Origin of the sequence: Pseudarthrobacter sp. C1, assembly GCF_034720455.1 — a bacterium.
In the GTDB taxonomy this organism is placed as follows: Bacteria; Actinomycetota; Actinomycetes; order Actinomycetales; family Micrococcaceae; genus Arthrobacter.
In genome coordinates, this window is record NZ_JAYESK010000003.1 from 107,524 (window position 1) to 125,840 (window position 18,317).

17 protein-coding genes are annotated in these 18,317 nt (G+C 65.9%); 13 read left to right on the forward strand and 4 right to left on the reverse strand.

Annotated features, from left to right (window positions below; all coding sequences use genetic code 11):
• Positions 1-151 precede the first annotated feature (151 nt).
• From U7114_RS05635 to U7114_RS05660, 6 genes are all read left to right on the forward strand, one after another.
• Entirely contained in the window at positions 152-820 is a 669-nt protein-coding gene (locus tag U7114_RS05635) for a YesL family protein (RefSeq protein ID WP_323056738.1), read from the forward strand.
• A 137-nt stretch (positions 821-957) separates the two neighbouring features.
• On the forward strand, positions 958-2,487 hold the full coding sequence (locus U7114_RS05640) for an extracellular solute-binding protein (RefSeq protein ID WP_323056739.1): 1,530 nt from the start codon (positions 958-960) through the stop codon (positions 2,485-2,487).
• Positions 2,488-3,459: an ABC transporter permease gene (locus U7114_RS05645; RefSeq protein ID WP_323056740.1), complete on the forward strand. Its 972-nt coding sequence runs from the start codon at positions 2,488-2,490 to the stop codon at positions 3,457-3,459.
• On the forward strand, positions 3,459-4,331 hold the full coding sequence (locus U7114_RS05650; protein ID WP_157241214.1) for a carbohydrate ABC transporter permease: 873 nt from the start codon (positions 3,459-3,461) through the stop codon (positions 4,329-4,331). Before U7114_RS05645 ends, U7114_RS05650 begins: the two co-directional genes overlap by 1 nt.
• A 30-nt stretch (positions 4,332-4,361) precedes the next feature.
• Positions 4,362-5,063, forward strand: coding sequence for a rhamnogalacturonan acetylesterase (locus tag U7114_RS05655; protein WP_323056741.1), 702 nt, complete (start codon positions 4,362-4,364; stop codon positions 5,061-5,063).
• 42 nt (positions 5,064-5,105) lie between these two features.
• Positions 5,106-5,750 (forward strand): DUF1961 family protein, encoded by a 645-nt coding sequence (locus U7114_RS05660; protein ID WP_323056742.1) that lies wholly within the window; start codon positions 5,106-5,108, stop codon positions 5,748-5,750.
• Here U7114_RS05660 and U7114_RS05665 read toward each other — a convergent pair whose 3' ends face one another.
• The 3 genes from U7114_RS05665 to U7114_RS05675 form a co-directional block, all read right to left on the reverse strand.
• On the reverse strand, positions 5,751-6,773 hold the full coding sequence (locus tag U7114_RS05665; protein ID WP_321214349.1) for a DUF808 domain-containing protein: 1,023 nt from the start codon (positions 6,771-6,773) through the stop codon (positions 5,751-5,753).
• A 165-nt stretch (positions 6,774-6,938) separates the two neighbouring features.
• A complete protein-coding gene (locus tag U7114_RS05670; protein ID WP_323056743.1) occupies positions 6,939-7,754 on the reverse strand; it encodes a hypothetical protein in 816 nt (271 codons plus the stop codon).
• Positions 7,755-7,837: 83 nt separating this feature from the next.
• Positions 7,838-8,902, reverse strand: a complete 1,065-nt coding sequence (locus U7114_RS05675; RefSeq protein ID WP_323056744.1) for a spore photoproduct lyase family protein — start codon at positions 8,900-8,902, stop codon at positions 7,838-7,840.
• 226 nt (positions 8,903-9,128) lie between these two features.
• Here U7114_RS05675 and U7114_RS05680 point away from each other — a divergent pair, with 226 nt between their 5' ends.
• On the forward strand, positions 9,129-9,503 hold the full coding sequence (locus U7114_RS05680; protein ID WP_157241224.1) for an STAS/SEC14 domain-containing protein: 375 nt from the start codon (positions 9,129-9,131) through the stop codon (positions 9,501-9,503).
• 52 nt (positions 9,504-9,555) lie between these two features.
• On the opposite strand, the gene U7114_RS05685 is transcribed toward U7114_RS05680, so the two are convergent.
• Positions 9,556-10,578 (reverse strand): LacI family DNA-binding transcriptional regulator, encoded by a 1,023-nt coding sequence (locus tag U7114_RS05685; RefSeq protein ID WP_321214347.1) that lies wholly within the window; start codon positions 10,576-10,578, stop codon positions 9,556-9,558.
• A 151-nt stretch (positions 10,579-10,729) separates the two neighbouring features.
• On the opposite strand from U7114_RS05685, the gene U7114_RS05690 reads away from it, so the two are divergent.
• The 6 genes from U7114_RS05690 to U7114_RS05715 all read left to right on the forward strand — a co-directional run bounded on the left by U7114_RS05690 (position 10,730) and on the right by U7114_RS05715 (position 18,289).
• Complete coding sequence (locus tag U7114_RS05690; RefSeq protein ID WP_323056745.1) at positions 10,730-11,077, forward strand: L-rhamnose mutarotase; 348 nt, start codon at positions 10,730-10,732, stop codon at positions 11,075-11,077.
• An 87-nt stretch (positions 11,078-11,164) separates the two neighbouring features.
• Positions 11,165-12,331, forward strand: coding sequence for an L-rhamnose isomerase (rhaI, locus tag U7114_RS05695; protein ID WP_321214345.1), 1,167 nt, complete (start codon positions 11,165-11,167; stop codon positions 12,329-12,331).
• Between the two features lie 11 nt (positions 12,332-12,342).
• Positions 12,343-14,385 (forward strand): bifunctional aldolase/short-chain dehydrogenase, encoded by a 2,043-nt coding sequence (locus U7114_RS05700; protein WP_323056746.1) that lies wholly within the window; start codon positions 12,343-12,345, stop codon positions 14,383-14,385.
• Complete coding sequence (locus U7114_RS05705) at positions 14,382-15,827, forward strand: rhamnulokinase family protein (RefSeq protein WP_323056747.1); 1,446 nt, start codon at positions 14,382-14,384, stop codon at positions 15,825-15,827. The genes U7114_RS05700 and U7114_RS05705 overlap by 4 nt, the downstream gene beginning before the upstream one ends.
• 46 nt (positions 15,828-15,873) lie before the next feature.
• On the forward strand, positions 15,874-16,893 hold the full coding sequence (locus tag U7114_RS05710; protein ID WP_323056748.1) for an acetylxylan esterase: 1,020 nt from the start codon (positions 15,874-15,876) through the stop codon (positions 16,891-16,893).
• Between the two features lie 241 nt (positions 16,894-17,134).
• Positions 17,135-18,289 carry a 3-deoxy-7-phosphoheptulonate synthase gene (locus U7114_RS05715; protein WP_157241233.1) on the forward strand — a complete coding sequence of 385 codons (1,155 nt, stop codon included), beginning with the start codon at positions 17,135-17,137 and terminating at the stop codon, positions 18,287-18,289.
• Positions 18,290-18,317: the final 28 nt, after the last annotated feature.

An 18,317-nucleotide genomic window follows, 5' to 3' on the forward strand; every position in this document is an offset into this window, starting at 1 on the left:
AGGGTTGGAGTCCAGTTATGTAACGATTCAAAAATTGGCTTGACCCGACCGCCTCAGGGGGTCTAGATTTTCGAGAAACCGATTACTGGCGTGACGCGGACCACTACCGCCTTCGCCTCTGCAACGATGGAGAAATGGAGGGAGCTGCGCCATGCCGTCTGGATCCTTCAACGCCCGTGCCTACTCGTTCTTTGACACGCTCCTTTGGATCGCCTGCCTGAACCTGCTGTGGATCTTTTTTGCCCTGGCTGGCGCGGGCATCCTCGGTGCCGGTCCGGCCACCGCGGCCGCCCACATCGCAATACGAAAGCGGGTGCGGGGGGATGGGGCTCCGCTGGCTCGGAGCTTTGCTTCCCACTACTTCAGCAACTTCGGCAGAGCCAATGCCATCGCCCTGCCCGTCATGGGTGTGGCGGTAGTCCTGGCCATGAACTGGAACTACTTTTCGCGCTCCGGCGATGTCATTTCGCAGCTCGTTGCGGCAGGAATCTTCGTGGTGGCCATCTTCCTGGCCGGGGCAGCGTGCTACCTCTTTCCCATGTATGCGCGGTATGAGCTGCCCCTGGCCCAGTACCTGCTCACGTCGTCCCGTTTTGCCTTCCGCCATCTGGCTGGAACGGTCATCCTGCTGTTCATCTCCGCTGCCGCGTTCTATGCAAGCAGCACGATCCCCGGCCTGATCCCGTTCTTCAGCGTCGGCGCCTGGCTGTTCGTTACAGGCTGGCTGTGTGACAGGTTCTTCAGCGCCAATGACGAATCGGTCGCCACGGCGGAAGCGGCCGCCCCCGATGATGCCGTGCCGGTGGCCTCAGTGGCCTGACCCGTCGTACCCGCCAGCAAGTCCTGCGCCGGTGCTCCGGCCCCTTGCCGCCGTCGGCCTCACCGCACTACTGAAACGTATCAAAATCCCTATGCCATGCTCGCCAACCAACCCCGAAGAAGTGGAAAAGGAACAAGATGATTACTAGAAAACTCAGCCTGGGCGCCGCCGTCGTGACCGCCACGGCCCTGACACTGACAGCCTGCGGAGCCGGGGAAACCCAGTCCGCGGACCTGGCCGCCATCAACGTGATGGCCCCCTTCCTCGAGGCGCAGCCGCCCTCCGCGGACGGCGCCGTCCAACAGAAGTTGGAGGAACTCACAGGGAAGGACGTCAACATCGCCTGGACGCCTAACGCCTCCTATGAAGACAAGATGAACATCACGCTGGCTTCGTCCGAGATTCCGCACGTCCTGGTGGTGCAGAGCAAGTCTCCGGGCTTCGTCAAGAACGCCGAAGCGGGTGCCTTCTGGGACCTCACGGATAAGCTCAAGGAGTACCCAAACCTGAAGTCCACCTCCCCGGCGGTGGAGCGGAACGCCAGCATCAACGGCAAGGTCTACGGCGTTTACCGCGCCCGCAACCCGATCCGCTCGGCTGTCATGTTCCGCCAGGACTGGCTGGACAAACTGGGCCTGCAAGCGCCCAAAACCACCGAGGACCTCTACAAGGTGGCCAAGGCCTTCACGGAACAGGACCCGGACGGCAACGGCCGGAACGATACCTGGGGCATCACCATCCCGAAGTGGGGCGCATTGGGGTCCAACAGCCCCTACGACATGATCGAAACCTGGTACGGCGCCGGCAACCGCTGGGCCGAACGTGACGGCAAGCTGGTCCCGAGCTTTGAGACCGAAGAGTTCATCGAAGCCAACCGCTTCGTCAAGAAGATGGTGGATGAGAAGCTCATCAACCCTGACTTTGCCACCTTCGACGGGACCAAGTGGAACGAGCCCTTCTTCAACGGCAAGGGCGGCATCATTATCGACGTCGACTCCCGTGTCAGCGTGCTGATCAACCTGTTCAAGCAGGCCAACCCCAACGACTTTGAAAACAAGGTCGGCTTTGTCGGCGGGCTCGAAGGCCCGGACGGTGAACTGCACACACATCCCACCGACGGTTACTCCGGCTTCCTGGCCATTCCCAAAACCAGCGTCCGGACCGAGGCCGAGCTGAAGACCGTGCTGGAGTTCCTGAACAAGATGAACTCCAAGGAAACCGCTGTCCTGCTGAACAACGGCATCGAGGGCGTGAACTTCACGGTGGAGGACGGCAAGGCCGCCACCATCAAGCCCGAGACCCCTGAGGGCAAGGTGGTCAACACCGATATCAAGAGCTACGCCCAGCTGGGAATGAACGTCACGGGCAACAACTTCTACCCGGTCAAGCAGGCCTCGGACTACGAGCAGGAGGTCTTCGACAAGCGGGTCGAGGTCATGGCAGAGGACCTCAAGAGCGCGGTCTACAACCCCGCAGCAGCCTTCGTCTCACCCACCTATGTGGCCAAGGGCGCGCAGCTGGACAACATCGTGGCCGATGCCCGGATCAAGTACCTGGCCGGCCAGATTGACGAGCAGGGCCTGAAGGACGCCATCAAGCTGTGGAAGAGCAGCGGCGGCGACAAGGTCCAGGAAGAAATCAACAAGCTCTGGCAGGACAGCAAGTAAATGGCAGCCCCTGTCATTGACGCCCAGGCCGGGGAGCGGGCGCAGCCCGTCTCCGCTCCCCGGCCGCGGGGCGGGTTCTCCGTCCACTTCGCGCACTATAAGTGGCTGTACCTCCTGCTGCTGCCCGGCGTGCTCTATTTCGCCGTCTTCCGCTACGCCCCGATGTACGGGGTGTCGATCGCCTTCAAGGACTACGTCCCGTTCCTCGGGGTGAACGGCAGCCCGTGGGTGGGGTTCCAGCATTTCCAGGACTTCTTCGCCAACCCGGACTTCCCCCGGCTGCTGGGCAACACGCTGGTCCTGGCGTTCCTGAACCTGGGTATCGCGTTCCCGCTGACCATCGTGCTGGCGCTGCTGCTGAACGAGGTCCGCCTCTCCATCCTCAAGCGCACCGTCCAGACCCTGGTCTACATCCCGCACTTTCTCTCGTGGACCATCGTGGCGTCGCTGAGTTTCCTGCTGTTCGCGCTGGACTTCGGCCCGCTGTTCCTGTTCCTGAACAACGTGATGGGCACGGACATCGACTTCCTGTCCGACCCTGCCTGGTTCCGGCCGCTGATCGTGCTCCAGGAGATCTGGAAGAACACCGGCTGGGGAACCATCATCTTCCTCGCCGCCCTGGCAACCGTGGACCAGGACCAGTACGAGGCCGCCATCATTGACGGCGCCGGACGGTTCCGCCGGGTATGGCACATCACCCTGCCCGGGATCCGCTCCACCATCATCGTGATGCTCATCCTCGCGATCGGGCAGATGCTCAACACCGGCTTCGAGCAGATCTACCTGATGACCAACGCCCTGAACCGCGATGTCGCTGACGTCTTCGACACCTACGTCTACTTCGTGGGCATCACCCAGGGCGCCTACTCCTATTCCACCGCGGTGGGACTGTTCAAATCCCTGGTGGGCATCGTGCTGATCTTCGGCACCAACGCCCTGGCCAAGCGGTTCAACCAGAGCGGACTGTTCTAATGAAGATTCACAACACCACCGGCGGCCGGATCTTCGACGCCGCCAACTACGTCTTCCTGGCCCTGATCGGCATCATCACCCTGCTGCCGTTCATCTATGTTTTCGCCGGTTCCTTCGCCACCGAAGCCGAGATCACCCGGCGGGCCTTCTTCGTCTGGCCAGAACAGTTTTCCCTGGGCTCCTACGAGTACATCTTCTCCACGCCCGCCTTCATCCGCGCCCTGGTCACCACTGTCCTGGTCACCGCCGTGGGCACCGGGGTCCAGCTGATCCTGACCGTCACCATGGCCTACCCGCTGGCCAAACGGAACCTCCGTGGCCGCAAGCTCATCCTGTCCCTGGTGGTCTTCGCCATGGTCTTCTCCGGCGGCATGATTCCCACCTTCCTGCTGGTCAAGGACCTCGGCCTGCTCAACAGCTACTGGGCCCTGATCCTGCCGGCGGCCATCAACCCGTTCAGCCTGATCATCATCAAGAACTTCTTCCAGGAGCTTCCCGCCGAGCTCGAGGAATCCGCCAAGATGGACGGCGCCACCGAGGTCGGGATCCTCTGGCGCATCCTGCTGCCGCTGTCCAAGCCGGTGCTGGCCACGTTCGCGCTGTTCTACGCGGTCGGCATCTGGAACGACTTCATGTCACCCCTGCTCTACCTCTCCGACAACTCCAAATGGACCCTGCAGATGTACCTGCGCCAGGTCACAGCCTCCTCCGACCTGCTCGGCACCGGAAACGTGGACCCCAACTACATCCCGCCGGAACAGGGCATCAAATTCGCGGTCATCGTGGTGGCAACCCTGCCCATTTTGGTCTTCTACCCGTTCCTGCAAAAACACTTCGCCAAAGGCATGCTCATTGGCTCCGTCAAGGGCTGATGGGGGAGCCGGACTACCAGAAAGCACAGCATGAAAATCCTGCTCGCCGGAGATTCCACGGTGGCCAACTGCCCCACGCATGAGTACCCCATGAGCGGCTGGGGAGCGCAGCTTGCGCCGCATGTCTACAATCGGGCGGCCGTGCACAACTTCGCCAAGGGCGGGGCAAGCACGGAGTCCTTCAGGGAGGAGGGGCTGTGGGGCCGGCTGCTTTCGGAAGCAGCCGAGGGGGACCTGGTGCTGATCCAGTTCGGCCACAACGACCAGAAGAGGCAACACCTCGCGGCCCGCACCGGTTACGCGGCGAACCTGCGCACCATGGCCGGGGACGTGCGGAGCCGCGGGGCGCTTCCCGTCCTGTGCACCCCGGTGGAGCGGCGGCACTTCCTGGACGCGCCGCCGTCGGACGCTGTTGTGGAAGGGATCCTGGAGCCGAGCCTGGAGGACTACCCGGAGGTGGTCCGGGAAATCGGCCTGGAGCTGGGGCTGCCGGTGGTTGACCTGAACGCGTGGACGCGCGGGCTTTACCTTCGCCTGGGACCGGAGGACTCGGCGTCCCTCTTCTGCCACTTTGCGCCGGGCACGCACGCCTACTGGCCGGAAGGGCTGGCGGACAACACCCACTTTTCCCGGCCGGGAGCCGCCCTGGTGGCGGAGCATGTTGCCGCGGAGCTCCAGGAGCTGGGGCTGGTCCCGGACAGTGTGTTAAGTACGACGGCGGGACGCAGCTAAGTGGGCACGCCTGGCTTGGGAACGCCTGGCCCGGGGACGAAGGTGCTCTACAGCAACGCACTGACCGGGCCGGGGGATGTCGCGGACTGGGTGGCGGAAGGGCCGCTGAGCGCGGGCGGGCATGGCGGTGCGCTGGAACTTTCGGGTTCGCTGGACGACGCGGAATTCGGGGACCACGCGCACTGGACGTTCTGGTGCCCGGTGGAGTTCCCGGACGGAGTCCGGATCAGCTGGGAGTTCCTTCCGCTGGAGGAGCCGGGCCTGGCCATGCTCTTCTTCGCCGCCCGGGGGCACGGCGGGCGGGACCTGTTCTCACCCGGGCTCGCACCGCGGACGGGGTACTACCCGCAATACCATTCCGGGGACATCGATGCCCTGCACATCTCCTACTTCCGGCACAAATACGCGTCCGAGCGGGCGTTCCGCACCTGCAACCTGCGCAAGAGCGCGGGTTTTGAGCTCGTGGCGCAGGGTGCCGATCCGTTGCCGCCTGCCGGGGACGCGATGGACTTCTACCGCCTGGAGGTGGTGAAGGACGGGCCACGCGTGGCTTTTTCCATCAACGGGTTGCCGCTGCTTGAGTGGCAGGATCCGTCCGGCAAGGTGCTTGGGGCCGGCCACCTGGGCTTCCGGCACATGGCCCCGCTCCGGGCGGCCTACCGCAACCTGGTGGTGGAGGAACTCTAGCTAGGGAGCGGGATCCGCCTTGTGTTTCGTCGGCCGGTAGCCGGCGAGTTCGGCGCGGACGTCACCTTCCTCGTGCTGGCCCTTCTCCTTGCCGAACGGCAGGGCCTTCAGCAGCGGGTGCAGGACGGCCATCACGGCGAGGCCCCACACGAGTCCCAGGACGGCTGAGCACAGGGTGTTCACGAGCCAGGCCAGGAGCCCGCCAATGCCCGCGATTCCGGCGACCGGGGCCTCAAGGGCATGGACCAGGTCATACGGAAGGTGCCAGCCGAGGTCGTAGGCCCCCTGCAGCATGATGTGGCCGCCAACCCACAGCATGGCGACTGTCCCGATCAGGGTGATTGCAGCCAGCACGGCGGGCATCCCCTTGACCAGCAGCTCGCCGAAGCGTTGCGAGCCCGCAGATTCCTTGGCGGCCAGGTGCAGGCCAATGTCGTCCATCTTGACGATCAGTGCCACCGCACCGTACACGAGCACCGTGATGGCGAGGGCCACGACCACCAGGATGACAGCCCGCGCCCAGATGGATTCGGCGGCCACCTCGTTCATCGAGATGACCATGATCTCGCAGGACAGGATGAAGTCTGTGGTGATGGCGCCCTTGACCACCTTCGCCTCCGCCTCCGGACCCCGCTGGACCGCCGGCGCTTTTTCGTCCGAGTGGTCCCGGCGGAGCTTGTGCCAGACCTTCTCGGCACCTTCGAAGCACAGGTACGTGCCGCCCAGCATGAGGATGAACGGGATGGCCCACGGGAGGAAGGCGCTGATGAGCAGCAGGGCCGGGAGGATGATCAGCAGCTTGTTCCGGAGCGAGCCCCAGAAGATCCGCTTGATCATCGGCAGTTCGCGGGACGGGTCAGCCCCGGACACGTACTGCGGGGTTACAGCGGCGTCGTCGATGACCACACCGGCGGCCTTGGCTCCTGCCTTGGCGGCTCCGGCTGCGACGTCGTCAACCGACGCGGCGGCGATGCGGGCCAGGGCCGCGACGTCGTCCAGCAGGGCGACGAGGCCGCCGCTCACAGACCGCTCCCGCAGTGTTCGCGTTCCGTCGGCTGAGCTTGGCTGCCTGGGTGCAGGCGCGTGATCGGCATGCTGAGATTATACGGGGGGGCGGGCAGCCGTACCGGCCCGGCTCCGCTGCGCACGGCCAGCATTCCTTCGACCTTTGTCCCCAACCGCGGCCGGTCAGGCCCCGGCGACCGGGAGCACCATCAGGTAACCGGTGGGCAGTTCGCTGCTCCAGCGCCGCGGCTCGCGGACCACGAATTGCGTTGCCAGCTCCTCCGGGGTGAGCAGGCTGTTGGGCGCAGGCGACGGGCCCCACTGCCCGCTGCCGTGCGGGTAGAGGGGATCCTGGACCCGGACGCCGGTGACGGAGAAGTCCTGGAACCGGGCGGGATCGCCGATCGACTCGAAACCGCTCATCACCCATGCGTGGCGGCCGCGCCACATGACCAGCCCCACCGGCCGGCCCGTGGCGGCGATGGCGCGCGCCGCCGTCCGGAGCGCGGTCCCGTAGTCGGCGATGCTGACCACCGTGTACGGCCCCATGCCAACCTCCGTCAGCACCTGCGCCCACCCGAGGGGGTTAGCGCCGTTGAACGAGTTGGACGATCGGGCCCGGGCCATCTCCCAGAGTTCTCCCTGCTGGGTGGAATCCGCCCACGTGCCGCCGCCCGTGTCGTCGACGAGGTTGTGGGCCATCTGGATGCTCGCTGCCACACACCAGTCAAAGGTGTACTGCGGCACGAAGTCGCCCTCCTGGTAAAGGTTGAGGGAGAACGGCTGGGGTTCCGGCGGTGCCGCGGGTACCGGCGACGGGGCGGGCGGAGCCGCTGACGCCGGTGGCGGGGCGGTCAGCGCGGCCGATGCCGGCGCCGGGGAGGCCGGGCTCGCTTGCCCGGTAACGGCGTCGTTGATGCCGACGGCGGGCGTGCAGGCCCCGAGGAAGGCTGCCAGGACGAGGAGCCAGGCCAAGAGACGGGGGCGGGCGCCGGTCATGCTTCAGTCTAGCGCCGCGCGGCGGGGCAGGCCCTGGCCCGAGGCCCGGTTCGCGCCCCGACGCCGGCCAGGAACCCGGACCCTCAGAAGGCGTACCGGATGCGGCAGTATGGTGCGATCCTCCCAACCAGGGCGGTCAGTTGCCGGACGTAGCCGGCCTTGGTTCCGGAGCGGTAGCGGACGTTGGTGAAGCCGTTGGATGAGACCTTTGCCTCTTGGAGGTCCGGGCGCCACAGCACGCTCTCGGCCTGCGGATGCCAGCCGAGGTTGACCTCGTGGAGCCGTTCATTGTGCGTCAGGAAGATGACTTCCGCCGCCAGCTGGGACTTCGCAGCGGCACTCAGCGTCGCGTCGAGTTGGCAGAGCAGCTCCTCCCAGTCGCTGAGCCAGGTGTCCGTAATGATGACCGGGGAAAAGTTCACATGCACCTCATAGCCGGCAGCGACGAAGTCGTTGATGGCCGCCATGCGTTCGCCCACCGGCGAGGTCCTGACGTCGATCGACTTCGCCAAAGCCGCGGGCATGAGGGAAAAGCGGATCCGGGTGTGGCCGCCGTGGTCCCAGCCCAGCATCGCCGGGTTGACGTACTTGGTGGCAAAGGACAGCTTGGCGGTAGGCAGGTCGCGGAAGAGCGTGACCAGATCTTCCACGTTGTCGCTGACAAGGGCGTCCACGGAGCAGTCGCTGTTCTCACCGATGTCGTAGACCCAGAGCTCCGGATCGCACTGGTTAGGCTCAAGCTTGATGCCTTGGCGCGTAACGTGGCGCTCCAGTGACCCCGCGATCTGGTCGATGTTCGCGAACACCGTGACGGGATTGCTGTACCCCTTGTGCCGGGGCACGTAGCAGTACGCGCACGCCATGGCGCAGCCGTTCGCGGTTGAGGGCGCAATGAAGTCTGCGGACCTGCCGTTCGGCTTGACGGTCAGCGCTTTCTTGACCCCGAGGACCAACGCCTCCGTTTTGATCCGGGACCAGCGCGGCACGTTCGTTTCATCACCGTGCACAGCCGGGATGTTCCAGTGGTTGTCGACAAGCACGACGTCGGCGTCCGGCCACCGTTCCACGATGTCCCTGCCCCGGGGCAGCTCCAGTGCGGCAGGCTGCGCGTAGATGCGGCGGATCTGCAGCAGCCGGTTGAAGTCCATGATGGCCATTCTTGCAAGTCGCGGGGATGGCCGCGGGCAGTTAAGCCCAGGGCCTCGCCAGGCTATGGTCTCCAGCGCCAGTTCCTCAACAGCCACGGCCAATCCACCCATGTCGAAACAGTCAACGGGCAATGCCTCCTGCGTTGGCACAAGCCTGTCCGCCGCTTCGGAGGCATACGGCAAGATAGGAAGATCATGGGCGTGCGCCCAGGGAGGGAGGCAGGTTATGGAGCCTGTAATTGTCGACGGCGGCAAGGGGACGGTGGAGCTCCGCTCCGACGGCATCATCCACCTGATCTGGGAACCCAGGGTCCGGATAGAGCTGCAGGACGCACGGGCAGCCATGGCTGCCGTCAACCAGATAGCGGGGGACAGCACTTACCCGATGCTGGTGGACATGGCCACCACCGAGGACGTCACCAGGGCAGCCCGTGCTGTCTTTTCCATCCCGTGCGCTGCCAACCGGATCGCGCTGCTGGGAGCAAGCCCGGTAGACCGGATCATCGCAAACTTCTTCCTGGGCGTGCACATCCCGCCCTGCCCCACCCGTTTCTTCACCTCCCGGACAGAGTCCATGAAATGGCTGCAGGAAGGTGACTGACCGGGCGTTGCCTGCCAACCGGGCAATGCCTACTTAACCGGACGGTGCCATATCAGCCGCCGGCGGAAGTCCCCGTGCTCTGCCGGACCACCAGTTCCGGCGTGAAGACCACCGAACGGTGCGTGGGGTTCCGGGACCCCACTTCTTCGGCGAGAAGTTCGATTGCCGTGCGCCCCAGCGCCTCCGTGGGCTGCCGGATGGAGGACAGCGGAACCACGGCCGAGACGGCGAAGTCAATGTCGTCATAGCCAATCAGCGCAACGTCCTCGGGGATGCGGAACGTGTGGGTCATGGTTAGGGACTGCATGACCCCCAGCGCCAGGAGGTCGTTGGCGCAGAAGATGCCGTCCGGCAGCTTTTCCCGGCCCCGCTCCACCAGTGCGTTCCCCACGCTTCGCCCGGCCAGGACCGTCATGGCGTCCGATGCCAGAACCTCCAGCGACGCGTCGGGTTCTTCCTTGACGGCACGCTGCGCGCCCTGCAGGCGGTCCGCCACCTGCCGGATGGAGGTGGGGCCGCCCACAAAGGCCAGCCGACGGCGGCCGGTGTCCAGCAGGTGCCGCGCGGCAAGGTACCCCCCGGCGTCGTCGTCCACTGCTACGGAGCTGAACTTTGCCTCGTCAGCCAGCCGGTCCACCAGTACGGTGGGCACGCCGCGCTCGCGGAGGAGGTCAAGGCGCTCCGTCACGTCACCCACCGGCGAGATCAGCAGTCCCTGGACACGCTGTTCCTGGAAAAGGTCGATGTAATTGGCCTCCCGGCCGGCGTCGTGGCCGCTGTCCCCAAGCAGCACCGCGCTGCCGTGCAGGGCAGCGGCGTCCTCGGCCGCACGCACCACGGAGGTGAAGAACGGGTTGCCTACGTCCAGGACGATCAGGCCGATGGTGCGGCTGTGGCCGGCGCGCAATTGGCGGGCTGCGTCGTTACGGACGAACCCCAACTCATCGATCGCCTTGAGCACCCGGTCCTTGGTCCGCTGCGAGACCCTGTCAGGGTAATTCAGCACGTTGGAGACCGTGCCCACCGCCACGCTGGCATGGTTGGCGACGTCCTTGATACTGGCTGAGCGGTTCATGATTCTCCGTGCTGCTGCGCGATGTGCCAGGCGTCCGGGCCGCCCCATGGACGGCTTGTCCGGAATGCTTGACACCTACTCCAGTTCAAGAGTACTTTGAATCGTAACAATGAAACGATTCAAAGTTTCCGCGAGTTTAGGAGGGTCCAACATGAGGGTGTGTTTCCGCTCCTCGATACAGCCAGCGCTGATTGACGAATACCGGCGGCGGCATGCGGCCGTGTGGCCGGAGATGCTGCGCGCCCTCAAGGCCGCGGGCTGGAACAACTACTCCCTGTTCCTGGCCGGGGACGGGCTCCTGGTTGGCTACGTGGAATGCGACGATTTCGACGCCGCCCGCGCCCGCATGGCCCTGACCGAGGTCAACGCCCGGTGGCAGGCGGAAATGGCAGCGCTTTTTGAAAACCCTGGCCAGGCTCCCGATGAAGGGTTCCAGGTCCTGGAGGAAGTCTTCAACCTTGACAGCCAGCTGGCCGCGGCACAGGCCTCCACCTCCTAAAGCCGGCGGGCCGGCAAACAACAGGCTCCAGCAGCGGGGCAGCATCCAGCAGACCAACAGCATCACAAGACACCGGAAAGAACCATCATGAATGACGTAGCAACGGCGCTGGGCAGGCTCGGGGAGCTTGCCATCGAGGTCCCTTCGTGGGCTTATGGAAATTCGGGTACAAGGTTCAGGGTGTTCGGCACGCCCGGCACCCCGCGCACTGTGCAGGAGAAGCTGGCGGACGCCGCGAAGGTCCATGAACTGACCGGCCTGGCGCCCACGGTGGCGCTGCACATCCCGTGGGACAAGGTGGATGACTACTCGGCTTTGAAGGAGTACGCGGCCGGCCTGGGTGTTGGCCTGGGCACTATCAACTCCAACACGTTCCAGGATGATGAGTACAAGTTCGGTTCGCTGACCTCGTCCAATGAGTCCGTGCGCCGCCGGGCCATCGACCATCACCTGGACTGCATTGGGATCATGCACGCCACGGGTTCCAAGGACCTGAAGATCTGGCTGGCGGACGGCACCAACTACCCGGGCCAGGACGATATGCGTGGCCGCCAGGACCGCCTGGCCGAGTCCCTGCAGGAGATCTACGCGGCCCTCGGGGACGGGCAGCGCCTGGTGCTGGAGTACAAGTTCTTCGAGCCGGCTTTCTATCACACCGATGTTCCGGACTGGGGCACCTCTTACGCCCAGACCCTCGCGCTCGGGGAGAAGGCGTTTGTGTGCCTGGACACCGGCCACCACGCCCCGGGCACCAATATCGAGTTCATCGTGATGCAACTGCTGCGCCTGGGCAAGCTTGGCTCGTTCGACTTCAACTCCCGCTTCTACGCGGATGATGACCTGATCGTGGGCGCGGCGGACCCGTTCCAGCTGTTCCGCATTATGCATGAGGTGATCCGCGGCGGCGGGTTCGGCAAGGACTCTGGAGTTGCGCTGATGCTGGACCAGTGCCACAACCTGGAGGAGAAGATCCCGGGCCAGATCCGCTCGGTCCTGAACGTCCAGGAAATGACCGCCCGCGCCCTGCTCGTGGACACCGAGGCCCTGGCCGAGGCCCAGCGTGCCGGAGATGTGCTGGCCGCCAACGGCATCTTCAATGATGCGTTCTACACCGACGTCCGGCCGGTCCTGGCCGAGTGGCGTGAATCCCGCGGCCTGCCCGCGGACCCGCTGGCCGCGTTCAAGGCCAGCGGTTACCAGAAGAAGATCAACGAGGACCGCGTGGGCGGCCAGCAAGCCGGATGGGGCGCCTGAAAGGCATGAACATGCAGAACACAGCCAAGACTGTTGAAGACCTGATTTCCCGTTCGAACCGCCTGGGTGCGGATAAGCGGAACACTAACTTTGCCGGGGGCAACACGTCGGCGAAGGGCACGGAGAAGGACCCGGTGACGGGTGAGGACGTCCAGCTGCTGTGGGTCAAGGGTTCCGGCGGGGACCTGGGTACTTTGAGGGCCGGGAACCTTGCGGTGCTGCGCCTTGACCGGCTGAACGCTTTGAAGAACGTGTACCCGGGCGTTGAGCGTGAAGACGAGATGGTGGCCGCGTTCGATTACTGCCTGCATGGCAAAGGCGGCGCGGCCCCATCGATTGACACGGCGATGCACGGGCTGGTGGATGCGGCGCACGTGGACCATCTGCACCCGGACTCCGGGATTGCCATTGCGACGGCGGCCGAGGGTGAGGCGCTGACGGCGAAGATTTTCGGGAACAAGGTGGTGTGGGTGCCATGGCGCCGTCCGGGATTCCAGCTGGGCCTGGACATCGCGGCGATCAAGGACGCAAACCCGCAGGCCATCGGCACTATCCTGGGCGGGCACGGCATCACCGCGTGGGGCGCCACCTCCGAAGAGGCGGAACAGAACTCGCTGTGGATCATCGACCAGGCCGAGAAGTACATCAGGGACAACGGCAAGGCCGAGCCGTTCGGTGCGAAGCTGCCCGGCTACGGCGCCCTGCCCGAGGCCGAGCGGCGCGCCAAAGCCGGGGCCCTGGCGCCGGTGATCCGCGGCCTGGCCTCCACGGACAAGCCGGTCCTGGGGCACTTCAGTGATGACGCCGTCGTGCTGGACTTCCTGGAAGCCGCCGGGCACCCGCGCCTGGGTGCGCTGGGCACGTCCTGCCCGGACCATTTCCTTCGGACCAAGGTCAAGCCGCTGATCCTTGACCTGCCCGCGGATGCCTCGGTGGAGGACTCGATCGCCCGGCTGCAGGAACTCCACGGCGACTACCGGAAGGACTACCAGTCCTACTACGACCGCCATGCGACCCCGGATTCCCCGGCACTGCGCGGCGCGGACCCGGCCATCGTGCTGGTCCCCGGCGTGGGCATGTTCTCGTATGGGGCGAACAAGCAGACCGCCCGGGTGGCCGGCGAGTTCTACCTCAACGCGATCAACGTGATGCGCGGCGCCGAGGCCATCTCCAGCTACGCCCCGATCGAGGAATCGGAGAAGTTCCGGATCGAGTACTGGGCGCTGGAGGAAGCCAAGCTGGCACGGATGCCCAAGCCCAAGTCCCACGCCACCCGGATTGCGCTGGTGACCGGCGCGGCGTCCGGGATCGGCAAGGCCATCGCCACCCGCCTCGCCGCCGAAGGCGCCTGCGTGGTCATCGCGGACCTCAACCTCGAGAACGCGCAGAAGGTGGCCGAAGAGCTCGGCGGGCCCGATGTCGCCGTCGGCGTCCAGGCCGACGTCACGGACGAGGCCCAGGTCGCCGCTGCCATCGACGCCGCGGTGCTGGCGTTCGGCGGGCTGGACCTGGTGGTCAACAACGCCGGCCTGTCCATCTCCAAGCCGCTGCTGGAAACCACCGAAAAGGACTGGGACCTGCAGCACAACGTGATGGCCAAGGGCTCCTTCCTGGTGGCAAAGGCCGCGGCAAAGGTCATGATCGCCCAGGGCATGGGCGGGGACATCATCTACATCTCCTCCAAGAACTCCGTGTTCGCCGGCCCGAATAACATCGCCTACTCCGCCACCAAGGCCGACCAGGCCCACCAGGTCCGCCTCCTCGCCGCGGAACTGGGCGAGCACGGCATCCGCGTCAACGGCATCAACCCCGACGGCGTGGTCCGCGGCTCCGGGATCTTCGCCGGCGGCTGGGGCGCCAAACGCGCCGCCGTTTACGGCGTGGACGAGACGGAACTGGGCAAGTACTACGCCCAGCGCACCCTGCTCAAACGTGAAGTCCTCCCCGAACACGTCGCCAACGCCGCCGCCGTCCTCACCGGCAACGAACTGTCCCACACCACCGGCCTGCACATCCCCGTGGACGCCGGAGTGGCCGCAGCCTTCCTCCGATGAACACGCCTGTGTTTGCCGCCGTCGATATTGGCGCTTCCTCCGGCCGGGTCATCCTGGGCCGGGTCGCAGGAAGCGGCGTGGAGCTGGAGGTGGTCCACCGTTTCGCCAACGGCGTGGTGGAGATCGACGGCGGCCTCCGCTGGAACTTCGACTCCCTCTTCGCGGAGGTGCTGAAGGGCCTGACGGCCGCGGCCACGGTTGCCGCCGTGCAGGGCGAGCGGATCCTCAGCATCGGCATCGACACCTGGGCTGTGGACTACGGCCTGGTCAACGCCGCGGGCGAGCTGACGGCTCCGCCGTTCAGCTACCGCGACGACCGCAGCCGCGCCGCCGTCGAACCCGTGCACCGGAAACTGGACCCCGCCCGCCTCTACGCCACCACGGGGCTGCAGTTCCTGCAGTTCAACACGATCTACCAGCTGGCCAGCGAACCGGACCTGGGCGGGCTGCAGGCCCTGCTGATCCCGGACCTCATCGCGTTCCTGCTCACCGGGCAGCGGCGGACCGAGGCGACCAACGCCTCCACCACCGGCCTGTTCGATGCCGTGGCGGGGGAGTGGGCCACCGAGTTCTTCACCGCCCTGGGCCTGCGGAAGGACCTGTTCCCGCCGCTGATCCAGCCCGGTGAAGCGATAGGCACCCTGCTGCCGGAGATCGCCGCCCGGTCGGGACTGCCGCGGGATACAAAGGTGGTGGCGGTCGGCTCGCACGACACCGCATCCGCCGTCGCCGCAGTCCCCGCCAAAGCGGAAGACGGCGAGGAAAACTTCGCGTACATCTCCTCGGGAACCTGGTCCCTGGTGGGGCTGGAACTGAAACACCCCGTCCTCACCGAAGCCAGCCGCGCGGCGAACTTCACCAACGAACGGGGCGTGGACGGCACCATCCGGTACCTCCGGAACATGGGCGGGCTCTGGCTGCTCAGCGAATGCCAGCGGACCTGGGCACAGGAAGGGTTCCGTCCCGAACTGACGGCGCTGCTCACCGCGGCGGCCGCGCTGCCGGCCGGCGGGCCGCAGATCAACCCGGACGACCCCTACTTCATCGCCCCGGACCACATGCCCGAACGCATCCGGGGTGCCGTTCGCCGCACCGCAGAGGTGCTGCCCAACGATCCAGCAGCCATCACACGGTGCATCATGGACAGCCTCGCGGCCGGCTACGCCCGCACCATCCGCGACGCCGAACGCGTCGCCGACCGGACCGTCGACGTGGTGCACATCGTGGGCGGCGGTTCCCAGAACAGGCTGCTGTGCCAGCTCACGGCAGACGCCACGGGCAGGAAAGTGGTGGCAGGACCCGTGGAAGCCACCGCACTGGGCAATGTGCTGGTGCAGGCACGGGCGGCCGGTGCCGTCTGCGGCGGGCTGGCTGAGCTCCGTGCCCTGGTGGTGCAGGGCCATGACCTGCAGGCGTTCGCGCCGGAACTCTCGCGGCTGTAGCCTGACCGCACTGCGACACGTCAACACAGGACAGGATTCGATAACCATGCCGCTCTTCGATCTCCCGCTCGCCCAGCTCCGTACCTACACCTCGGACGTGACGCCGCCGGAGGACCTGCGCGAATTCTGGGACGCAACCATCGCGGAAGCACGGGAGTTCCCCCTGGACCCCGGCTTTGAACCCGTGGAGAACTACCTTTCCGTCATCGACACCTTCGACGTGACCTTTACCGGCTACGGCGGCACTCCGGTCAAGGGGTGGCTGCACCTGCCCGCGCACCGGGAACCCGATGCGGCGCTGCCCGTGGTGGTCCAGTACGTCGGATATTCCGGCGGCCGCGGGCTGGTCAACCAGGACACCCGGTGGGCGCAGGCCGGATACGCGCACTTCATCATGGACACCCGGGGCCAGGGCTACGGCGGCTCCCTGGGGGAGACGCCGGACCCGCACCCTTCCGCCGGGGACGTGGCCCACGCCGGCCTTATGACCCGCGGCATCGCCAACCGGGACGGTTATTACTACCGCCGGGTCTACGTGGACGCCTTCCGGGCCGTGGAAGCTGCCCGGTCCCACCCCGCCGTCGACCCGTCCCGCGTGGTGCTGGCCGGCGTCAGCCAGGGCGGCGGCATCGTTGTGGCCGTCGCCGGGCTGGTGGCCGCAAGGCTCGACGGCGTCATCGCCGCCCTGCCCGACGTCCCCTTCCTGCAGGACTTCCCCCGCGCCATCGACATCACCCCGCGCGGGCCGTACCCGGAGATAGCGCAGTTCCTGGCCCGGCACCGGGACCGGTACGACGCCGCCCTCGCGGTGCTGCGCTATTTCGACGGCGTCAACCTGGCACGCTGGGCAACCGCGCCGGCGCTGTATTCGGCGGCGCAGATGGATGACATCTGCCCGCCCTCCACTGTTTTTGCCAGTTTCAACGCGTACGGATGCGGGACGCCCGGCGTTCCGGCCACCGGTGCTGCGAAAGAGATCGAGGTGTACAGGTTCAACAACCACGAGGGCGGCCAGGAGCACCACTGGATCAGGCAGCTGCTGTTCCTGCGGAAGCTGCTGGGGTAGGCCGCCCGTCCCGCGATGCGGCGTAACACTTTGCGGGGGGCAGCAGGTTGCGGTTATGGTTCAAGGCATGACAAACCGTTGGTATGCGTATTTTTCGTTGGCTCTGGAGGGGCCCGCGTCTAACTGACACGCATCCAACTTTCCTTCAGAGCCAACAGGGCAGAGATTATTCTCTGCCCTTCGCCGTTTCTCCGGCGGGTTCTGATCCGGGCCCGCTTCCCATCTGGAACAGGACCCGAACATGAGCACCGCAACAGCAGAAGCATCCGCCACAGCCCAGACCGCCACCGGCGCCGAAGCCGCAAAATCGACGTCCAACCTGCGTGTCAGCGAATTCACCGCGCTGCCCACGCCCCAGGAAGTCATCGCGGAACTGCCGCTGGACGCACGGGCGGCGGACGTCGTCGAACGCGGACGCGACGAAGTCCGCGCCATCATGGACGGTGTGGACGACCGCCTGCTGGTGATCGTGGGACCCTGCTCCATCCATGATCCGAAGGCGGGACTGGAGTACGCGCGGCGGCTGGTCAGCCAGGCCGAGAAGCACCGGGAAGACCTGCTCATCGTCATGCGGACCTACTTCGAGAAGCCCCGCACCACGGTGGGCTGGAAGGGCCTGATCAACGACCCGCGGCTGGACGGCAGCCACGACATGGTCACCGGCCTGCGGACCGCGCGGCGCTTCCTGCAGCAGGTCACCGCGCTGGGGCTGCCCACGGCCACGGAATTCCTCGAGCCGATCAGCCCGCAGTACATGGCGGATTTGATTTCCTGGGGCGCCATCGGGGCCCGCACCACCGAAAGCCAGATCCACCGGCAGCTTGCCTCGGGCCTGTCCATGCCCATCGGCTTCAAGAACGGGACCGACGGCGACCTCCAGGTAGCCATCGACGCCTGCGGCGCGGCGGCGGCCGCCCAGGCCTTCCTCGGCATTGATGGCGACGGCCGGGCCGCGCTGGTGTCCACCGCCGGAAACCCGGACGCCCATGTCATCCTCCGCGGCGGGCGCAAGGGACCGAACTACTCTGCCGCCGACGTGGAGGCTGCCTCGGCAAAGCTGGCGGGCAAGCAGCTGAACCCCCGCCTCATCGTCGACGCCAGCCACGCCAACAGCGGCAAGAGCCACCACCGCCAGGCCGAAGTGGCCATGGAGATCGGCGCCCAGCTGGAAGACGGCGGCACTTCGGCCCAGGCGATTGCCGGTGTCATGCTGGAAAGCTTCCTGGTGGGCGGCGCACAGAACCTCGATGTTGCCGGGCACGCCGCGGGACGACCGGAGCTGGTGTACGGGCAGAGCGTCACGGACGCCTGCATGGAGTGGGATGTTTCGGTCTCTGTCCTGGACCAGCTGGCCGCCTCCGCCCGCAAGCGGAGGGAGTCGGCTCTCACTAAATAGGGGATGAAATAGGGGACCGTACTACTTT

Excerpts from the sequence above, each read along its gene's own strand:
- U7114_RS05680 (WP_157241224.1), top strand. The coding sequence starts at position 9,129 with ATGGAGCCTGTAATTGTCGACGGCGGCAAGGGGACGGTGGAGCTCCGC.
- U7114_RS05640 (WP_323056739.1), top strand. The coding sequence starts at position 958 with ATGATTACTAGAAAACTCAGCCTGGGCGCCGCCGTCGTGACCGCCACG.
- U7114_RS05635 (WP_323056738.1), top strand. The coding sequence starts at position 152 with ATGCCGTCTGGATCCTTCAACGCCCGTGCCTACTCGTTCTTTGACACG.
- U7114_RS05705 (WP_323056747.1), top strand. The coding sequence starts at position 14,382 with ATGAACACGCCTGTGTTTGCCGCCGTCGATATTGGCGCTTCCTCCGGC.
- U7114_RS05700 (WP_323056746.1), top strand. The coding sequence starts at position 12,343 with ATGCAGAACACAGCCAAGACTGTTGAAGACCTGATTTCCCGTTCGAAC.
- U7114_RS05675 (WP_323056744.1), bottom strand. The coding sequence starts at position 8,902 with ATGGACTTCAACCGGCTGCTGCAGATCCGCCGCATCTACGCGCAGCCT.
- U7114_RS05670 (WP_323056743.1), bottom strand. The coding sequence starts at position 7,754 with ATGACCGGCGCCCGCCCCCGTCTCTTGGCCTGGCTCCTCGTCCTGGCA.
- U7114_RS05710 (WP_323056748.1), top strand. The coding sequence starts at position 15,874 with ATGCCGCTCTTCGATCTCCCGCTCGCCCAGCTCCGTACCTACACCTCG.
- U7114_RS05645 (WP_323056740.1), top strand. The coding sequence starts at position 2,488 with ATGGCAGCCCCTGTCATTGACGCCCAGGCCGGGGAGCGGGCGCAGCCC.
- U7114_RS05650 (WP_157241214.1), top strand. The coding sequence starts at position 3,459 with ATGAAGATTCACAACACCACCGGCGGCCGGATCTTCGACGCCGCCAAC.
- rhaI (WP_321214345.1), top strand. The coding sequence starts at position 11,165 with ATGAATGACGTAGCAACGGCGCTGGGCAGGCTCGGGGAGCTTGCCATC.
- U7114_RS05690 (WP_323056745.1), top strand. The coding sequence starts at position 10,730 with ATGAGGGTGTGTTTCCGCTCCTCGATACAGCCAGCGCTGATTGACGAA.
- U7114_RS05715 (WP_157241233.1), top strand. The coding sequence starts at position 17,135 with ATGAGCACCGCAACAGCAGAAGCATCCGCCACAGCCCAGACCGCCACC.
- U7114_RS05655 (WP_323056741.1), top strand. The coding sequence starts at position 4,362 with ATGAAAATCCTGCTCGCCGGAGATTCCACGGTGGCCAACTGCCCCACG.
- U7114_RS05685 (WP_321214347.1), bottom strand. The coding sequence starts at position 10,578 with ATGAACCGCTCAGCCAGTATCAAGGACGTCGCCAACCATGCCAGCGTG.